At 68.7% G+C, this 20,215-nt stretch carries 9 protein-coding genes and 1 pseudogene; 8 read left to right on the top strand and 2 right to left on the bottom strand.

Features of this window, described 5'->3' with window-relative positions; translation table 11 throughout:
- Positions 1-527: 527 nt before the first annotated feature.
- The 6 genes from ACFC0Z_RS06695 (at position 528) to ACFC0Z_RS06670 (ending at position 5,180) form a co-directional block, all read left to right on the top strand.
- Positions 528-1,025 (top strand): hypothetical protein, encoded by a 498-nt coding sequence (locus ACFC0Z_RS06695; protein ID WP_376433534.1) that lies wholly within the window; start codon positions 528-530, stop codon positions 1,023-1,025.
- Between the two features lie 97 nt (positions 1,026-1,122).
- Entirely contained in the window at positions 1,123-1,578 is a 456-nt protein-coding gene (locus ACFC0Z_RS06690) for a hypothetical protein (protein ID WP_376433532.1), read from the top strand.
- 72 nt (positions 1,579-1,650) lie between these two features.
- Positions 1,651-2,484: a transposase family protein gene (locus ACFC0Z_RS06685; protein WP_376433530.1), complete on the top strand. Its 834-nt coding sequence runs from the start codon at positions 1,651-1,653 to the stop codon at positions 2,482-2,484.
- A gap of 885 nt (positions 2,485-3,369) precedes the next feature.
- Positions 3,370-4,296, top strand: a complete 927-nt coding sequence (locus tag ACFC0Z_RS06680) for a hypothetical protein (protein ID WP_376433528.1) — start codon at positions 3,370-3,372, stop codon at positions 4,294-4,296.
- A 40-nt stretch (positions 4,297-4,336) separates the two neighbouring features.
- Positions 4,337-4,528, top strand: a complete 192-nt coding sequence (locus ACFC0Z_RS06675) for a hypothetical protein (protein WP_376433526.1) — start codon at positions 4,337-4,339, stop codon at positions 4,526-4,528.
- 346 nt (positions 4,529-4,874) lie between these two features.
- Positions 4,875-5,180, top strand: a complete 306-nt coding sequence (locus ACFC0Z_RS06670) for a hypothetical protein (protein ID WP_376433524.1) — start codon at positions 4,875-4,877, stop codon at positions 5,178-5,180.
- Positions 5,181-5,859: 679 nt separating this feature from the next.
- Here ACFC0Z_RS06670 and ACFC0Z_RS06665 read toward each other — a convergent pair.
- Positions 5,860-6,905, bottom strand: a pseudogene (locus ACFC0Z_RS06665) (hypothetical protein).
- Between the two features lie 29 nt (positions 6,906-6,934).
- On the opposite strand from ACFC0Z_RS06665, the gene ACFC0Z_RS06660 reads away from it, so the two are divergent.
- Together ACFC0Z_RS06660 and ACFC0Z_RS06655 are read left to right on the top strand one after the other, a co-directional pair.
- Positions 6,935-7,114, top strand: coding sequence for a hypothetical protein (locus ACFC0Z_RS06660; RefSeq protein WP_376433522.1), 180 nt, complete (start codon positions 6,935-6,937; stop codon positions 7,112-7,114).
- Positions 7,115-13,887: 6,773 nt separating this feature from the next.
- Positions 13,888-14,403 (top strand): hypothetical protein, encoded by a 516-nt coding sequence (locus tag ACFC0Z_RS06655; protein WP_376433521.1) that lies wholly within the window; start codon positions 13,888-13,890, stop codon positions 14,401-14,403.
- Between the two features lie 2,787 nt (positions 14,404-17,190).
- Here the strand turns inward: ACFC0Z_RS06655 and ACFC0Z_RS06650 are convergent.
- Complete coding sequence (locus ACFC0Z_RS06650) at positions 17,191-19,647, bottom strand: Helicase associated domain protein (RefSeq protein WP_376433519.1); 2,457 nt, start codon at positions 19,645-19,647, stop codon at positions 17,191-17,193.
- Positions 19,648-20,215: the final 568 nt, after the last annotated feature.

The following is a 20,215-nucleotide window of genomic DNA, read 5'->3' as shown; positions in this document are numbered from 1 at the left end:
TCAGCGGCAAGGCCGCCGGCGAGCTCTACTGCTCCCCGCATGTGCGGGGACGGACTCCCGGCGGCCGGGGTGGGGCAGAGCCGCGGCCGCGACCTGCTCCCCGTACGCGCAGGGATGGGCCAGGGCCGTTCAGGACGCGAATCTCGGCGCCGTGCTGCTCCCCGTACACACGGGGATGGACCCCAGATCGTCGCCAGCGAAGACGCCCTCTTCGGTTGCTCCCCGTACACGGCGGAGATGGTCCCCGCTTCGCGGTCAGGTCGCAGCTCCTCGAGTATGCGGGGATGGACCCTCGATGTAGGGCAGCGCGCGCCTGTCGCCGCGCTGCTTACCGCGTACGCGGGGATGGACTTCCGTGAGCTTCCGCCAACTTGAAGTCGCAGGTCAAAGGGCTGGTGTGACCGGTTCTCGGGGCGCTCGTGCTGGTCACGGGCGACTGTCTGAGTAGTAGATCGTCCGTCAGCGCGGTCGGCGCCTGAGTCGAAAGGCAGTCGACGGGATCATCTTGTGCAGGGGATCATGCGTAGGTGTCGCCGATCGAAGCCGCAACCGATGACCTGCAAGACCTCGCTGTTCTCTGGAGTATCGGCGAGGCCCATGCTCACGATGTCGTCGAGGCTGCCTGCGCGGCACTCGTTGCCGGACTAGACAGCCCGGCACTGCGCATTCTGGCCGGATACACACGTGCCGAGGCGGAGTACGACGTTCCCGACCTGCTTCCCGTCGTACTCGACGAGCTGGACCTTGTGTTCTACCCGCGCGACAGCGAGGCCGGGCAGGACGCTGTCGTGCGGGCGCTCGCGCACCAGATGCTGGCGGGCCGGCTGACGCCGCGAGAGCTTGCTATGCGCATCCACCAGCGGTTCGGCCACCAGCTACCCCTGGCCGAGCGTCTTGCTGAGCTTGATGACGAGTACGACATCGTCGAGTACGAAAACAGGACGTTGGCCCAGCTCGATGCCGAGGTCACGGCCGAAGCTCAGCGTCTGGCGTATGGTCGGCCCGACCAGAACCGACATTCGTAGCGATCGAGCCCTGAACAAGCGGTCGTCAGCAGAAGTAGGTAGCTGAACTGTCCGGTTCTTGCTCGCCGTAGTCCGGCAGCCTTCTACGATCCGGTGCATGCTGGATCCCGAGCTGCTGGAACGGATCACCGCGCGGCGCGCGGAACTGGACGAACTCGAAGAGCAGCTGGTCAAACAGCTGGCGGAAGTGCGGGCCGAGCGGGACGAACTCGCCGTCGCCGAACGCGTCCTTGAACGGATGACCGGGCAGCTCGCCGAGGAACGTTCGTCAGCCCGACCGATGCCGGGGCAAGTGGCCGGACGGGCGGTGATGCTGATCCCGCACCGCGAGCCGGGAGTGGAGGAGGACGCGCTGCCGTGGGACTACCAGCGCATCATCGCCGCCGTGCGGCAGGCCGCCGGACCGGTCATGGCCCGTGAGGTCGGCGAGGTGGTGGGGGTGGACATCAGCGTGAAGGCGAAGCTGGAACCGCTACACAGCAAGCTGGTGAGGCTCGTCGATCGCGGCTGGCTGCGGAAACTGCCCGACGGCCGGTTCACCACTCGCCTGTGACCAGCAACACCGCCACTCGGAGCGGCTCGGCACGGGCGTAACCGGGGTGCCCCCGGCGGCCGTTGGAATTGTGTGACGAATACCGAAGAGCGCACCGAGTGCACCTGCCCGCTTGTCTACCAGTGCCGTCTGCCGCTGTCCACGAGCACCGTCAACCACCTCGCCGATCTGCTACGGCGCCACCTGAAGGCGATTCGCTCCAGGTGGCGCATCCTGCCGCCTGGGAAGATCGCGGTGATCGTCCTGGCCGTGCTGCGTCACGACCAGCGCCTGGCCGACATGGCTGGCGGAAACAATGTGTCCGAGTCCACCGTCCGCCGCTGGCGCGACGAGCTGATCGGGCTGCTCGCCGCCCAGGCGCCGCGCCTGGACCGCGCCCTGAAGAAGGTCGCCAGGCAGGGTGGGGAGGTGGTCCTGATCGACGGCACCCTCATTCGCACCAGACGCCGCACCGGCAAGGCCGACCGGCGGAACTACTCCGGCAAGCACCGCAGCCATGGCCTGCACTTCCTCGCCCTGACCGACGAGAACGGGCGCCTGATCTGTATATCCGCCGCCCGGCCCGGCCGCACCCACGACAACACCGCCGCCCGCCACGACCACATCCTGACCCACCTGCGCGCCGCCGGTCTCGGAGCGTTGGCCGACCTCGGCTTCCGCGGCCTGGACAACGACATCCTCGACCCCGTAGTCGTCACCGGCTACATCGCCACTCGTACCCACAAGCTCACTCGATGCGAGAAGGAGGCCAACCGTGTCCTCGCCGTCGGACGGGCACCGGTTGAGCACGGCTTCGCCCACCTCAAGAACTGGCGGATCCTCACCAAGCTCCGCACCGACCCCGCCCGCGCCACCCACCTCCTGCGCGCTCTGCTCGTCCTGACGAACCTCGAAATCAATCGCTGACGGATGATCTTCTCCGTGGGCTCCCGCCCAAGACCAGCACGAGTACCCCGGGGATCGGTCACACCAGCCCTTTGTCCTGCGACTTCAAGTTGGCGGAAGCTCCGTCCGGTGTCTCCACCGCCATCGGCGGCACTACTCCCCGTACACGCGGGGATGGACCCGCGCCCGGCCACGTCAAGACGATCCCCGTCGGCTGCTCCCCGTACGCGCGGGGATGGACCCATGGCGACGTCCGGCGGCGCACAGGGATCTTCCTGCTCCCCGCGCACGCGGGTATGGACCCTTCCGGGGCACGGCACCGAGGTCACCCGTGGACCACTCCCCGCGCATGCGGGGATGGCCCCCTGGACGCTCATGGTCGAGGCTGGAACTGTCCCTGCTTCCCGCCTACGCGAGGATGGACCCTCGGGCACCTCGGCGACTGCCGGGCCTCTGTTCCCCGCGCACGCGGGGATGGACCCGAGTTCACCGACTGAACGTGAAGGGTCCATCCCCGTACGCACAGGGGTGGACCCTTTCACGTCCGCACCGGAGACCTACGCGGAGCCTGCTCCCCGTCACGCGCGAGGATGGCCCCCCGAGCTACCTGCAGTTGTTCGCGTGCCGTTCGGTGGGACGAACGACACCGCCACTGCCTTTGACGGCTCCGATACGACCGGGTCCTTCGTTGTTGCCTCCGCCAGAGCTGGGACCTCGCCGCTTCTCTGGGGCGGATGCATTGTGTGGAGTGAGGGGTTGGGAGTATGTGCAGCTCAGTGCCGTTGCGTTGGAGGTTAGTCAGTGCAACAGGTGTAGCGCTATCCCCGATTCAGGTGGCAGCGGACAACGGGACTGAGGTATGAAACGCCCGGCAGGCCACGGGGGGTGATCCAGTAGCCTGATGCTGTGGACTTTCAGTACTGGGACCGGGCGCCGGTGGGTGGTTTCTCTCTCCGGCAAGCCCGCCGCCTCATGGCGACTGTCTCGGCAGACGCAGCTGATGCGATCCGCCATGCGCGCAACCGCGTGGTCCACCACTCTTCCGTCGAGCTGCAGGAGTACCCGCTCGCCAACCTCAGCGTTGATGAGCAGGTGACCCTGTTGCGGGAACTTGCGAAGTGTGCCCCCCGAACGCCGTTCGCGCAGCTTTGCGAGGACATGGCGGGCGACTTGCGGCTCTTTGCTGTGCCGATCAACGATCGGATGATGACCTTCCCGGAAGTCGATGTGGTTCGGAGCCGGAGCCTGCTCTTGACCCATGGTGCCGTCGAGTTCGTTGCTCGGCTGTGGAGGCTGGCCGAGCAACTCGAAGAGCTGCGAGGCCAACAGATCGCGCTGGGAGAAGGCCACCACCGTCGGCTGCGTGTCCTGAAAGCCGCTGAGGTTCCGTTGTGGGCCCTGAACGCACTTGCCGTCATGCCGGAAGATGGTCTGAAGACCATGACGCCTAAGAGACTGCTGGAGCTGTCAGACCGCGGCGACGCAGGCACTGCTCTGGCCGCCAGGGATTCAGATGAGGCACGGTTGCTGCGCGAGGCAGAGGCCGTTCTGGATCTGCTGCGGGTGTTGACCGTCCTCGGAATGGAACCGACGAGCTGGAACGAGTTTCTGTCCCAACTGGCTCAGCGACTGGAGCCCCACGACACCATCGAGGCGTCCCGGGTGATGGAGTTCGAGGTTCCTCCTCGACCGTGCCGTCCACCGGGTGAATTGGTCATGGCTGACCCCCGGGTGCCCAGAGCCCCGGGTTTCGGGGCCCCTCGACGTCCCAGTCGTAGGGGCCGTAGTCAACTGCATCACCACGGAAGGCGTAGAGGGCGCCCGGTGGTGTAGTTAGGCATACCGGTCCTGCAAGAGTCCGGAAGGACTGAAGTTGGACCTCAACACGATCTTCGGTGCGATCTCTGCTGCTGCCGCAGTGGGCTCGGTGGCGCTCCAGATCATCGATGCCCGCCGTAAGAACCGCGACAACGACGCTGACCGCGGGGACGCGGGGCAGGACAACGGCAGCTCGGCCGACACGTCTCCCGGCGAGACGGTCGAGCCTCCGGCCGGTGATGAGTAACTGAGTGACGGGGCCGCTCGCCGTCGGCGAGCGGCCCTGCCTCACCCGCGCTGGTTCAGGGCCCGCGTCAGCTCTCGATTCGCTGCCCTGACGGCTTCTAGCTCACCGTTCCGTTCTTCCAGTAGTGAGGATTGCTCGACGTTCCTCTGTTCCAGTCGGGTGATTGTGTGCTGGAGTTCCTCCATCGACGGCACCCGCCAACGCCGCCTCGCCCCCGACTCTCCGCGTACGTGGGGATGGGCCCTGGGCGGGCATCAGCCGCGGGGCTGACGATGGCTGCTCCCCGCGCGTGTAGGGGTGGGTTTTAGGCAGTGTCCCGTGGATCACCGCATGAGGTAATTGCTCAATGAGCTACTTCATGTACGACGTCATGGGCGGGACGGTCGACGAGCCTGATCCGGAGACGATGAGGCGAGTGCTCGATGGTCTGGCAGAGGCCGATGACGAGCACCCCGATGTCTCACTCACCCATGAGAGCGGGTGGTCCCTCAGCGCCTTCGGCGACGGTCTGCTGGTTTGGGAGAACCCGGACGCGGACTCGATGGCTCTGGGGGAGATGCGGGATGTCGCCCGCGAGGAGGTTCTCCGGCTCTTCGGACTGCTGGCGGCGGGTGACACCGCATCGGTTGAGGCGCTCTCCTGGCAGAGGTAACCGGCCTTCGCGTCAGGTTCGGACCCAGAGGAAGATTGCTGCGACCTGAAGTGCCGCGAGGTAGTGCACGGCGGGCTTGTCGGTGCTCATGGCGATACCGCGCCACTGGTCGGGTAGCCGGGTCAGGTTGCCATGACTCGGCCTCCTCAGAACCGGGCATGCCTGTTTCCAGGCACCACGGCTCAAGCAAGCCCTAACGCTTCGCAGAATCTGCTATTCGTTGCTGCCATTGTGCAGATGGGCGGGTGGTTTGTCCGTTTCGGTGAAAGTGGTTCAGGAGGCCCAGTTGGTGCGGTAGAACTGCAGGTCAGCAAGACTGCTCCCGCGCGCGCGGGGATGGCCCCACCGTCGGATCGCGCGGGTGCCCGTACGACTACTGCTCCCCGCGTACGCGGGAAGGACCCATCGGCCCCGGGACCGGAGGCCGCGACAGCCAGGCCAGCATGTCCTGCTCCCCGCGCCCGCGGGGATGGACCCTGGGCTGAACTCGTGCTCGACCTCTCACAGTGTCGATATCGTTCACGCGCCCACGGTAAGCGTGAACTGCCCATGAGGTTAAACGTCAAGCCAAGGGCCCGTCGTTCGGATCATCTGGTAGTTGGCCAAGGCTGCTGACTGGAGAGTCGATCGCCGTGCCGATTGTGGCGTGTGCGTCGGCGCGGAGGGCTTCCGCGAGATCTCACGGGACCAGTTCGATGTGGGGGTGGGACGGGTCGGCCGGGCAGGCGTGGAGTTGGAGGTTGTAGCCGCCGACGATGTCGATGAGCGTGAAGTTGCCGTCCTGGGCGCCCAGAGGGGGCGGGGCCGGGTCCGTCCGGTCCTCCTCGGCGATCCAGGTCCGGCTGCGCCGTCCCATTCCCGGGAGGCGATGGTCAGGAGCGGGACCTGCTCGGTGCCGCACTCGGGGCAGGGAAGGGGCTTGGGATCGGTGCGGCTCCAGCAGGTCCAGCCGCCGGTCGTCCAGCCGGGCGCGGTGGAGAGGTTGTTCAGATAGAGCTCGCCCGGGTCGTCCGCGTACGCCTGGTACTGCTCGGGGTCGATCGTCTGCCAGCGGCTCTCGTCGTCCAGCTGGTCCTGAAGCTCAGTGCTCAGTTCCGAGGGGTGGGGATATTCGGTGACCTGCTCCGGTGAGAAAAGGCACGGCTGAGGGAGGTAGCAGTCCCGCTGGATGATGGGTGGCTCGGGCGGTGCGTCGAGAACGTCGGTGACGGTGGCGGAGGAGCGCCAGAACAGTGCGGCTTTGGGGCTGGCATGTTCCGCGTGGTCGAAGGGGCACCAGAGGACCTGGAGGAGGTCCGCGTCGGGCGGGCGTGGGAAGGGGATGTCGCCGGCGTAGAGCTGGGCGACGGGGAGGAGGGGGATCGGGCCGTCGAACCACGGGCGGTCCGAGAGCCGCTCCCAGGTGGACCGTTCCTCGGGAGTCCACTGGGGTGCCTCGGGGTCGAGGCGCCGCCGCTCGGCTGCTGCGGCACGGTCCTGACGGAGGAGCCGGACGTCGTCCGGGGAGTGGACGACCGGCGCCGCGCGGCTGTCATGCGGCTTGTCGCAGTACGGCCACGGCTCGTTGGCGGGCCACAGGAGCGGCCCCCCGACGGAGCTGTCGTGCACGGTCGGCGAGCCGGGGCGCGGGTGCAGTCGGGTCGCCGTGCGCGCCAGCGGGGCCAGTTCAGGGAAGAGCGCGGTGATGTCGAACGGCCGCGGCGGGGTGGTGAATTTGGCGTTCATAGCGATGATGCTGCCAGCAGCGTCTGACAATGGGTGTACCCGTGCAGGCGGTGGTCCGCCAGGCCGTTCACGACGTCCGCACCCCACTCCCACCACCCGCCGAACCACCCGCGAACTCGTTCGTCACCGCCGGCCGGACTCTGGTCGACGAGTTCCTCGCCACCCGTCACGAGATCGGCGAACTGGTGCTCACCGTCGCCTCCGGCTAGCTCTCCGACACCGAGGCCGCCGACAACGACGCCCTGGTACTGCTCTGCGAACAGATCGGCGAGCCCTTCGACCAGGCCCTCGCCGCCTGTGAGTGGGTGGTGGGGTGGCGGTGGGTGGGCGTCAGCAAGATCGTGGTGTGGATGTCCTGGTGGAGGGTGTGAGGGCGGGTATGGAATCATCGTCTCGACCTCCGGCTGTTCCCTGCCCGCACGGGGTTGGTGGTTTGTCTGTTTCGGTGAAAGTGGTTCCGGGGGAGTTGTTGGTGGGGTAGAACTGCAGGTCAGCAAGACTGCTCCCCGCGCACGCGGGGATGGACCCAGACTCCGGTTTCCCGGGTCTGTCTGCATCATCTGCTCCCCGCGCACGCGGGGATGGACCCGCGAGCTGCACGGCATCGCCGACACCCACCATCTGCTCCCCGCGTACGCGGGGATAGACCCGTCATCGTCGACCCCACCACCTCAGCCTCCACTTGCTCCCCGTATGCACGGGGATGGACCTCATCGCTGGTGACGCGTACGACGGCGTGTCCTTCTTGCCGCGACCCGCAGGAGATGGACCCTTCTCGTATCTTTACGCCGTAAAGAAGACCGACTGTTGCTGATGGTGTTCGAGATCGAGCTGGTCACTGCTCCCTGCCCACGCAGGGATGACCCCAGGTACAGCACCTGGGTTGCGCCGACCTGGATGCTGCTCCCCGCGTACGCGGGGATGGACCCCGGGGCCGCCGGGCCGACGTAGGGTGGGGCCACTGCTTCCCGCGTACGTGGGGATGGTCCCTCTGGGGCGTCGCTGCGCGATGCGGTCGACCGCTGCTTCCCGGGCCGGAAGCCGTCGCGCAGATCTGCTCCCCGCGTGTGCGGGGATAGACCCACGTTGGTCAGGGTGTCCGTGGCCACGCTCTTCTGCTCCCTGCGCGTGAGGGGGATGGACCTCCCGGGGCGGCAAGCGCGCCGCCCACTATGACCTGCTCGCCGCGCGTGGGGATGGACCCCACAAGCCCAATTTCAAGTGGCAAGACGAGGGTTGCTCCCCGCGTGTGCGGGGATGGACCCCTACGTACAGCGACACGCAATCGGAAGCGTGTCTGCTTCCCGCGTGCGTGGGGATGGACCCAAGCGCTCTGGCCGCGCGGCCTGACGGCCCACCTGCTTCCCGCGTGCGCGGGGATGGACCCTGGGACCCGAGCTTCAGACGGCTGTGGACTGCCTGTTCCCCACCCGCGCGGGGATGGACCCTGTTCGAACCGGAGGATTGGCATCGCCTGGAACTGTTCCCCGCCCGCGCAGGGATGGACCCAGCACGCCGGCGATCGCTCCGACCTTGAGCATCTGCTCCCCGCGCGTGCGGGGATGGACCCAACGTGAACTTCCCAGTTCAGATGATGGCGACCTGCTCCCCGTGTACGCGGGGATGGGCCCAGGCGCACGGGGGTCCGCGTGCGGAGCACTGCTGTTCCCCGTACGCGCGGGATGGACCCCACGGAGCGACGCCACCGACGGCGCCGAGGAATTGTTCCCCGCGCCCGCGGGGATGGACCCTGATGGCCCGCCGCGAAGCTGCGGGCCACGGACTGCTCTTCGCGCCCGCGGGGATGGACCCCACGCCGCTGCCGTGTCCACCGACGGTGGCCTGCTCTTCGCGCCCGCGGGGATGGACCCGGTGGGCGCAGTGTCCTGACCTCAACCCCGGCTTGCTTCCCGTGTCCGCGGGGCTGGACCCGCGTCTCCGACGTAGGCCCCGACCAGCGGTACTTGTTCCCCGCGTATGCGGGGATGGACCCGCCAGGGCCCGGCTCAAGAGCGTCGTCATCAGCTGCTTCCCCGCGTACGTGGGGATGGACCCCTCGGTCTGCCCATCCAGGCCGCGTGGGGTTCTTGTTCCCCGCGTGTTCGGGGAGGGGTAGCGACCGGAGCGACTGGACCTCGGGCATTTGTTGCTTCCCGTATGCGCGGGGATGGACCCGTGCGGCCGCTCCCCGGAGACAGGCCCGTGCGCTGCTCCTTGTGCACGTGGGGTGGACCTGCTGCCGGCCACGCCACTCGGCGGTACACGGCGATTCGTGGTGCATAGGTGGGTGGTTTGTCTGTTTCGGTGAAAGTGGTTCCGGGGGAGTTGTCGGTGGGGTAGAACTGCAGGTTAGGAAGACTGCTCCCCGCGCCTGCGTGGATGGGCCTCTTCGGATCCGATCACCACTCGATCAGGGTTCCTGCTCCCCGCGCCTGCGTGGATGGCCCCGTCGGCTACCACCGCGACGGCGCCCAGTGTGACTGCTTCCCCCCCTCCGCGGGGATGGGCCCGAGCCGGTGACGCAGGAGACACCGACGTCGATCTGCTCCCCGGGTACGCGGGGATGGACCCCACGCCCACACGAGCCTGGTCGTCATCCGGAACTGCTCCCTGCGTACGCGGGGATGGACCTGGCGAAGCGATACCCAGCGCCTTGGCGATTGGCTGTTCCCTGTTCGTGTGGGGATGGCCCCCGTTCAGGGCGGACTCGGCAAGCGCTTTCGCGCTGCTCCCCGCGCCCGCGGGGATGACCCCCGACGGCCTGGGCCGGCCCACGGCGCTCCCAAACTGCTCCCCGCGCGCGTGGGGATGGACCCAGCGCCCGCAGGATCCGTCCGTACCTGTCCGACTGCTCCCCGCGTCCGCGGGGATGGACCCTGGCGACAGGTATGGCAGGGCAGGACCAACCCCTGCTCCCCGCGTGCGCGGGGATGGACCCCTGCAATGCTCCACGGAAATGATGCGACATGGCTACTCCCCGCGCGTGCGGGGATGGACCCTGGTCCTCGGCGGCGCGCTGCTCGCGGCCTCCTGCCCCCCCGTATGCACCGGGATGGCCCCCACTCCGACGGCACCGCTCAGCAGGCAATCCGCTACTCCCCGTCCGTGCGGGGATGGCCCCGCCTTCAAGCTGCGCGGCCAGGACGTCGGTCTCTGCTTCCTGCGCCCCCGGGGATGGCCTCCCCGGGGGCATCCACTTCAACCGCTGCTGTCCCTGTTCCCCGTGTACGCGGGGATGGACCCACGGGCAACGAGATCCGAGCCATGATCGGTGTCTGCTTCCCGCGTCTGCGGGGATGGACCCGCGCCCTGGCTCCTTCGGACCATGGGTCGCGCCTGTTCCTGCCTGTGTGGGGGAGGGGGCAGTGACCGGAGCGACCGGACCCCGGCATCTGCTGCTTTCCGTGGCGTGGGGATGGACCCATCCCAGACCGGTTCGCACCCACCGATACCCCTGCTCCCCGGGTACGCGGAGATGGACCCCAGCGCGGCACCCTTCAGGCCATCGAGCCCAGCTGCTCCCCGCGCGTGCGGGGATGTCCCCTCGTCCACCCCTCGCATGCGCAAGATCCGGGTCTGCTCCCCGCGTGTGCGGGGATGGCCCCGCCGACAGCCAGGTGCGGCCGTGGCTGCGGCGCTGCTTCCCGCGTACGCGGGGATGGACCCTGAGGTAGAGGGAAGATCGGCGATGCTGGCGACTGCTCCCCGCCCGCGCGGGGATTTACTCAAGTGGTTCGGGTACAAGCTCGGGGACCCGAACTGCTCCCCGCGCACGCGGGGATGGACCCGCGGACGAGTCGGCGGCCCGGGTGCGGGCGATCTGCTCTCCGTGCACGCGGGGATGGACCCCACGATCCTGCGGATCGATCGTGATGTTCTGCCTGCCCCCCCCGCGTACGCGGGGGATGGACCCAAGGACATCTGGGCGGCGTGGCGGCTGAGGCCCTGCTCCCTTCGTGTGCGGGGATGGACCCCAGGCGCGCACCGCCTCACCTTCGCCTCCGTGCTGCTTCCCGCGTACGCGGGGATAGCCCCAACCTTGGGGCCGAGGCGATGGAGGCGGCCGACTGCTCCCCGCTCGCGCGGGGATGGACCCATGAAGGATCCCGACCGCAACGCCGCCGCCTGCTCCCCGCCCCCGCGGGGATGGACCCTCCCACACCAGGGAGGTGCCGGCGTCGCTGCCCTGCTTCCCGCGTGCGCGGGGATGGACCCAACGCGCGCTCCAGGCCGCCATCGACCAGACCCTGCTTCCCGCGTGTGCGGGGATGACCCCGCGGACGACTTCACCCTGTTGCGGCACTCCGGCTGCTCCCCGCGCCCGCGGGGATGGACCCCAGGCTTCCTCCCTTAAGGACTCTGTGAAGTACTGCTCCCCGTACACGCGGGGATGGCCCCGCTTTCGCCGTCCTCGTCTTCATCCACTGCGGCTGCTTCCCGTACGCACGGGGATGGACCCTTGTACGCGGGCCCCGATGTGATTTTCACGTCCTGCTCCCCGCGCGTGCGGGGATGGACCCTCCAGCTCAGGAGGTGAGTCGCGCGCTGTGGACTGTTCCCCGCGCGTGCGGGGATGGACCCGGCGCGATGCGAGGTTGCTACGCCTCGGCGGACTGTTCTCCGCGCGGCGGGGATGGACCCAAGGTCCAGAGCCTGGCCCGCCTCGGCAACGCCTGTTCCCCGCGCGTGCGGGGATGGACCCGTCACCTGGGCCATCGGCCGCCTGGAGCACTGCTGTTCCCCGCCCGCGCGGGGATGGACCCATCGAGACCGTCCCGGCCGTCCGCCGCATCGCCTGCTCCCTGCGTGTGAGGGGATGGACCCAGCGCATACCGGCCCACATGGGAGCACGGTTGCTGCTCCCCGCCCGCGTGGGGATGGACTCACTGCCGCATCCGCGCGAAGATCCAGCCGTCCTGCTCCCCGTACGCACGGGGATGGACCCGGCAGGCTCCGCCTGGAGCACGTGGTGGAAATCTGCTTCCCGCGCACGCGGGGGATGGGCCTGGCTGGAACATGTACAGGCACGCGGAACTCTACTGCTCCCTGCCCGCGCGGGGATGGACCCCCGGGCCCGGGTACCGGCCGAATGGTCAGCTGCTGCTCCCTGCGCCCGCGGGGATGGACCCGAGCCTCGGGCATAGAGGTAGCCGGGGTTGTCCTGTTCCCCGCGCCCGCGGGGATGGCCCCCGGACAACCGCCAGCACGTCCGCGCAGATGAACCAGATGGCGTCCTGCTTCCCGCGTACGCGGGGATGGTCCCCAGGTCTACAACGCCGCTCCGGCGACGCTTCCCTGCTCCCTGTGTACGCAGGGATGGACCCTCATCCTGTTTCAGGCTGACTTGACGCCTTCCCTGCTCCCCGCGTACGCAGGGATGGACCCTCAGCGGCCTCACCGATAAGATCTCGGACTGCCTGCTCCCCGCGCACGCAGGGATGGACCCGGCATCGAGATGGCTGTTGACGGTGACGATCCCGGTTTCCCTGTCATGCCGGGGATGGAGCCAAGTCCGTGTACGCCACGGAGTTGGACATGGTCTCCCTGCGCGTACGCGGGGATGGGCCCGTCTTCTGCGGGGCCTTGCCGCCGCGGACCTTCTGCTCCCCGTGCCCGCGGGGATGGACCCTCCAGGCGATGGGTACGGAGCTGCTCCCCGCGCATGCTGGGAGGGACCCAAACGCCTTGCCGGCGGGGACGGGCCAACGCTCTGCTTTCCGCGTACGCGTGGATGGTCCCCGGACCATCGCCTGCGTGGTCGAAGTACAGGTCCTCAACGTTCTCTGACCGGGTGTGGTGAGTGCCGTCGGCGCACTCACCACATCCCGCCTCGCTCACCATCACGCTTACCACCGGTGGCTCTGTTCGTGTCGCAGGGTGATGAGCCCGATGGCGGGCTGTGAGTTCCAGTCGCCGACTGTTCGGTGCGTGGTGGGTGTTTTATCTGTTTTGGTGAAAGTGGTTCAGATTGAGGAAGTGGTGGGGTAGAACTGCAGGTCAGGAAGCTGCTCCCCGCGTGTGCGGGGATGGACCCCTCGTCACCGACTGGCTCCGCGACGAGACAGACTGCTCCCCGCGTGTGCGGGGATAGACCCCGTGCGGCCGGTGACGGGAAGGTCCACGCGCTCTGCTCCCCGCGCCCGCGGGGATGGACCCAGGGCGTCCACGAGCTTGGTCGTGATCTCCAGCTGCTCCCCGCGTGCGCGGGGATGGACCCGCCCAACCCTCCGGAGTGATGTGGAGAACGGCCTGCTCCCCGTGCATGCGGGTATGGACCCTCGCCGGCGAGGGTGGCGAGGATCCGGTCCGGCTGCTTCCCGCGCGTGCGGGGATGGATCTGCGCGCATGGCGTCCTGTGTAGCCTGGCGGCGCTGCTCCCCGCGCACGCGGGGATGGCCCCCAGTGGCGGGACAAGATCGGCGGCTTCTCGCCCTGCTCCCCGTGCTCGCGGGGATGGACCCAGCGGCAGGTTCGGCACCCGGTCCCGCTTCAGCTGCTTCCCGCGTGCGCGGGGATGGCCCCCCCGCGTCTCTTCGAGTCGGCATCCCTGATGCGCTGCTCCCCGCGTGTGCGGGAATGGACCCGGCCGGGATGCCTGGTGGTCGACCAGACCGATCTGCTTTCCGCGTACGCGGGGAGCAGCCGTCGGCTTTTTTACGCCGTAAAAGTCGAGCAGGTCCATCCCCGCATACGGTGTGTGCGGGGATGGACCCGGCTGCGGCGACCAGGCCATCGCCGACCACCTCTGCTCCCCGCGTGCGCGGGGATGGACCCCAGCCCGCCCGCATCGGATTCCACGCCAACGGCTGCTTCCCGCGTACGTGGGGATGAGTCTGCCGCCGGCCCACACCACCTGGCGGTACACGACGAATCGCGGTGTACAGATGGGTGGTGATGGGAATCTCTGAAATCGGCTCTGACCGCAGTTTCGTGAAACCCCAGGCCGATCGCTCGCCGTCTCGCGGCGCGATAGCGTGCGCCTGTGACAAAGCTCGTCCCGGATACTCAGTTCCTCGTGAACTTCCGGCACCACAACTTCACAGGCCATGGACCGCACTGCCACCGCTGGGTGGACGTGAAGTCCTTCCGGTTCCCCCAGGGCATCCAGGACAGTGAGCTGCTGGTGGCGCTCGTCGCGCACGAGCAGTTCCGCGATGACTACGCGGGCGGCGGCGTCGATCCTGCGGGGACGCGCCACGGCCCGTACTGGCTCAAGCACGTCACGGCGCATGCCTACCGGCCGGTTGCCCACACAGACGCGCTCCGCACCCTCCGCAGCTGGGCCAGCCAGCACGGCTCCATCCCGGAGTCCCTGGAGGAGACCCTCGCCTCGACAGTGCATGCCCCGATTGACTCGGCCACCAGCTGCTACCACCTCCAGGACCTGGGACACCAGAAGTTCCACGACTGGGGCGGCGTGCACAGCGACTTCCACGAATACATCGCCATCGATCAAGACCGGGCCCTGCTGACGCTCCTGGTTGCAGCCGACGACTGAGCCCGAGATCGTTCACGGAACTGCGGACAGAACCAATTCAAGGAGCCCCATCAGTGGTTTGTCTGTTTCGGTGAAAGTGGTTCGGACGGAGCCGCTGGTGCGGTAGAACTGCAGGTCAGGAAGACTGCTCCCCGCGCACGAGGGGATGGACCCGCCCTGTACCCCGTGGGCACGCCGGTCACGGCCTGCTTCCCGCGTACGCGGGGATGGCCCCAGCATGCGGATCAGGCCGGAGGGCAGGGAGCACTGCTCCCCGCTCGTGCGGGGACGGACCCCACTGGGCCATGCGCCGGCCGAGGTCGTCGAGCTGCTCCCCGCGCGTGCAGGGATGGACCCAGCAATCCAGCGGGCGCCCATCGGATCGCCCTCTGCTCCCCGCCTGCGCGGGGATGGACCCCACCAGTGGGTCACCGCCGGGGGAGCGTCGCGCTGCTCCCCGCGCCCGCGGGGATGCCCACCGACAGAGCCGCAGCCGCCTCGCGCGTGGCCTGCTTCCCTGCGTACGCGGGGATGGACCCCTCGCCCACGGCAAGGGGAACCTCGCCGCATACTGCTCCCCGCGCGTGCGGGGATGGACCCTACGCGAAGCTGGTCCGCGAGGACGCGCAGTGGTGCTCCCCGCGCACGCGGGGATGCCCCTCGGCGGCTTCATGCGCGCCGGCTCCCGGGTTCTGCTCCCCGCGCCTGCGGGGATGGACCCCCGCTCGCCGTCATGCCGCCGCCGAGCGCGTCCTGCTCCCCGCTCGCGCGGGGATGGACCCGTCTCCCCGTCGGTGTGGCCGAGCCCGAACGCCTGCTCCCCGCGCGCGGGGATGGACCTTGCTGGAGCGTGAAAGTCATCGTCTCGGTCCGCTGCTACCCGCCCGCGCGGGGATGGACCCCGGCTGTGGACCGCGTTCGGCCCGACCAACGCCTGCTCCCCGCGTGCGCGGGGATGGACCCTTCGGGAAATACGGCGCCAACCTCGACCCCGACTGCTCCCCGCGTGTGCGGGGATGGACCCACCGGCTGGGCTCTCTACCAGTCCCTCGCCAACTGCTCCCTGCATATGCGGGGATGGACCCGCCTTGATGCCGGCGGCGACGCCGATGACGCCGCTGTTCCCCGCGCGTGCGGGGATGGCCCCCACTCGTCGCCCAGCCAGTCGGCTTCGAGCTCCTGCTTCCCGCGTACGTGGGGATGGCCCCCGCTTGCTGAACAGCCGGAGTAAGAAGGGGCTGCTCCCCGCGTATGCGGGGATGGACCCCCTCTCGGCGTCGTCCCCGTCGTGCCCTTCGACTGCTCCCCGTGCGTGCGGGGATGGACCCGCCTCTTCCATCCTGTTGGTGGCATGGACGTTCTGCTTCCCGCGTGCGCGGGGATGACCCCATCCACCACGACGACTCAGTGGCGAAGTACTTCCTGCTCCCCGCGCGTGCGGGGACGGACCCCACTGGGCCATGCGCCGGCCGAGGTCGTCGAGCTGCTCCCCGCGCACGCCGGGATGGACCCGGGGCCGTCGAGGAGAAGATTGACGTGGTGCCCTGCTCCCCGCGTACGCGGGGACGAACCCGAGTCCGGCCGGATGGACACCCTCGACACCTCCTGCTCCCCGCGCACGCGGGGATGGACCCTGCGCGACGCTGAGCGGCGCTTGGCCAAGCTCCTGCTTCCCGCGCCCAGGGGGATGGACCCCTCCAGGTCTGCCTGCATCGCGCCCGCGTCGACTGCTCCCCGTACGTGCGGGGATGGCTCCTCCCTTTTGGTTGGTGTGGTGGGTTGTTCTGGTGGTGAGGCCGTTCTGTTGGTGAGGCCGTTCTGTGAGGTTCACCAGGTGTTGTCCCTGGTGGTGGGGTGGGCTGTGGGGTGTGAGCTGGCCTGACCATGAGGGTCTGGTACGGGACTTCGGTCTGTGACCGGCTGCTGTACCCGGGAAACCGTGCACCCGCCTTGCACGGGTGCTCTGCGCCCGTGGTGGGCCGTCTCACCGAACCCTTCCTGGCCGCCCAAAGAAGCCATGCGGCCGAAGATCCCAGCATCTACACGCACGCCAGTGCGATGCCGCGGCTCAGGGCTCCCGGGAGATCGCACCCCAGTGCGTGTAGGGCCTGAGGGTGGCCCCGCTGGCCCCGGACGGCGAAAGACCCCGGGCCGCCCTGCCCCCGGGGTCCTGTTGTCGGTCTCGCCGGCGTTCACCAGTCGTCGGGTGCGCTGCCCGCCCACCCGATCGGCCGGCCCTCGCCGTCGCGGCCCCAGTGCGGTTTCTCCATCGACGTCTCGTGACCGTCGGGCAGGACGCAGACCAGCCCCCATCGGCCGTGCTCGCCCCCCGCAGAGCCCGGCGAGTCCGGTCGTGCCAGCGCCCGCCACGGCCTGGTCCCAGCGGTCCTGGAACCCCTGGAGACGCGCGGACAGCTTCATGCCGAGCTCGCTCTCCGCCGCCTCCACCCGGGCCCGCGCCTCCCGCACCCCCGGGCCGCCGGGCCCCAGGCCCCCGTAGTGGTGCGCCAGGGGGAGCGGCCCGAGTCCCAGGGCCTACCCACACTCCAATGCGATGCCGTAGACCCCGAGACGGCGAAGGCCCCCGGGCGCGCCGCGCATCCGGGGCCTCGGGCAGTGTCAGGCCGTCGCCCATTCCAGCCCGAGGCCGGCGAGTGTGGTGAGTTGGCCGCGGGGGCCGGGGAATGGGGGTGCGGCCCTGGGGTCCCGGTGTCTGCATGTACTTCGGTATGCCGCCGCCCTGGAGACGGCGAAGGCCACCGGGCGCGCCGCGCATCCGGGGCCTCGGGCCGTGTCAGGCCACCGTTCTCATACTGCCGCCCATTCCAATCCGAGTGCGGCCAGGGCCTGGAGCCTTTCCTCGGTGAGCTTTCCGCGTCTGGCCTTCGTGTTCGACAGGAACACTCCGAGGCGGATCTCGCTGCCGTCCTCCAGCCGCTCCACGTGACCCCTTGGCACGGCCACCGAGCCCTCGCGGGCCAGATACTGCGTGAGGGCTGCTACACCCCGCTCGAAGGCGCTCCCGGGTGCTGTGGGCGGCCCGGCGGGTACTTCCCCCGCTACAAGCGGCCCCGCGGCCGGCGGCCTCGCCGGTTCTCCCTCCACTCCGGCAGGCCCGGTGAGCGTCGGTGCGTGTGGGATGACGCCGATGGCTTCCAGGCGTTCGCGCTGCCCGTCGGTCAAGGCCTCCCAGACTTTCGGCGTCCGTTGCCGGGCGAGCCACTTCCCCACATCCATCCCGTGCACCGTCACACCCGGCTCGACATACCCAAGGACGGTCTCCTCCGCGAGCATCTCCCGCACCACCGCATAATGCCGCTGCCATGCGGCCGGCCACACCGGGTTCCAGTCCCCGTCCACCGCCTCCAGCGCCGCTCTCCACTCCGGCTTCCCGTCCAGCGCACCGGGCCGGCGGAGGTTCGCGAGCCACTGTCCGATCGGCCGGTCGAGCATCGACGCGGTCCGTGGCGCGCACAACGTCCAGTGCTCCTCGTAATACGCCCGCGCGGCCTCCAGGTTCTCCTGGAACCGCTCATCCGCGACCGACCACACCATCCCGAGCCGCTCCAGCCGCCCGGCCCGCAGACCGTTCATCTCCCCAGCCCCATACGCGCGCCGCTGCTCCGCGACCCACTGCCCAAGAGGCGTCGCACCCTCCCGATGCCCATACGGAACCCGGGCATGCCCCTCCCGCTCGACATACGCCTTCAGCTTCGCCCACCCGCGCGCCCAGTCCTGCCGCTCGGTGTCGATCACATTGAAGCTGACCCACTCCGCGACCATCACCGGATCACGCGGAGCAGCAAAACGCAGCAGCAAACGGGATTCCTCTTCACCTTCCCCGGGCATCATGCCGATGTTCACGGACGGCTGCGCCCAGCCTTTCTGAGGCTCCTGCGGAATCGCCAGCAATTCCACGGCCTCCTCGTCGTGAGCCCGCAGCCCCTCCAATACCTTCACCAAAGGCCGATACGACCCCGACGTGAACATATCCTCAGGCTTTTCTCCCGCCTGGAGAAAAACCGGCACGATCAACGAAGCGAGCTTCCCCTCACCAGGCTTCTGACGCAACGCCCGCCCAATCGCCTGCACGATGTCGTGCGGCGCACCCTTCGGATCTAGCAGCGCCACCGAGTCCACCGCCCGGATGTCGACACCCTCGCCCAGGACCCGGCAGTTCGACAGCACGGCCCGCCGCGCCGTGGTCCCGAACGAGCCGAGGACCTCCCGCCGGCGCTCCGGGGCGTGTTCGCCACACAGCCAGTCCGCCCAGACCCGAGCGGGATACGTCTCCGGCTGGTCGGCGTGCAGCTTCGCCGCCACGCGCTCAAGGCCCTCCGCGTACGCCTGCGCCTCCATCGTCCGATGATGGAACGTGATGCACGTCGACAGCCCGTACTCCGCCATCGCACGCATCAACGCCGCCTGCAACGCCCCCAGTCGCTGCCCCCGCACCTCCTCACTGTGCCGCTCCTCGCCCATCAATCGCTCGGGCGTGACGACCGGGTCCTGAAGCTCCAGCACGATGATCTGATACCGCGCCAGCAGCCCGCGCGAGACGGCCGACGCCAGGCTGAGCTTGTAGAGCACCGGCCCGAAGACCGCCTCGTTGTCCATCGAGGCCGCCATCTCCCGCGGCAGCGGATCCCGCACCCCCTCCACGGCCTCCCACTCCGAAGACCGCTCCTGCCAGATCCGCGGCGTCGCCGTCAGATACAACCGCCGATACGCCGGAATCACACCCTGATCATGAACGTCGGCCCACGCCTTACCCATCGACCCCGACGTCCGATGCGCCTCATCCACCACGACCAGGTCCAGCGGGGCGAGCCGCTGCCCGTAGACCCCCTCGAACGCCTCCGCCAGAACCCCCAGCGACGCGTACGTCCCGAACATGACCACAGGCCCAGAACCGTGCCACAACGCCAACTGCACCGGATTCGTCGTGGAACGCACCTTCAGGTTCCACAGCTCCGGGTCGTCCTGGAGCGAGCACACCGCTACCGCCGGCCCCACATGCCCAGCCTCGCGCCACGCCCGCACGGTCTGCGTCAGAAGGTCCAGCGTCGGCACCAGCACGAGAACGCGGCCCTTGGGCACAAGACGCTTCGCCGCCGCCGCCGCGATGATGGTCTTCCCCGTCCCACACGCGGCGTGCACCTGTCCACGCAAGCCATCCAAGGGAATACCGCCCGGCGGGACATCCAGGCCCCGCACAATGGCGGCAACGGCCTCGGTCTGGTGGTCACGCAGTTTCACGGCCATGCCCCGTGTTCTCCTTCTCAAGGAATGCGGCGCGTATTCAGAAAGGGAATCCCGGCGCGAGGAGCGCGACGCTGGGGGGTGTGATGCAGATACCCAGACTCTACACAGCTACTACTCGTGATGCATCACTCGTGCATCAGCTTCGCCCTCAAAGCTGATGCACGACGGAAGCCGCCCGCAGGCAGCCGGTCATCCTGCATGTCGACGAGGCATCAGTGAACGTGGACGGGCAGTCTGCAGAGCGGGGGAGGGGTTTTGGGCGGAGCGCAGCGGAGCCCGTCACTACGATGAGGCCGGCACCCCGTCAGGCCGACGGACCGTCACCCTCACTACCGAGGTGCCAGCGAGGAATTCCAAACCCTACACAGGCCCGCACGTGATGCACCCTCCCCACGTAGCCAGCCAAGGCAACCGCGCTTGCGCGGGTGCCCACAATTCGCGCTTGCGCGAATTGTTTTGCTTTTCGAATTCCGCTTGCGGAATTCTATTCCGGCGCTTGCGCCGGAATTCGCATTGCGCTTGCGCAATGCGTGCTCTATGACCCGGCTTGCCGGGTCATATCCCGCTC

Origin of the sequence: Streptomyces sp. NPDC056144 (genome assembly GCF_042264145.1) — a bacterium.
Taxonomy (GTDB): domain Bacteria; phylum Actinomycetota; class Actinomycetes; order Streptomycetales; family Streptomycetaceae; genus Streptomyces.
This window is presented reverse-complemented; position numbering and strand designations above follow the sequence as displayed.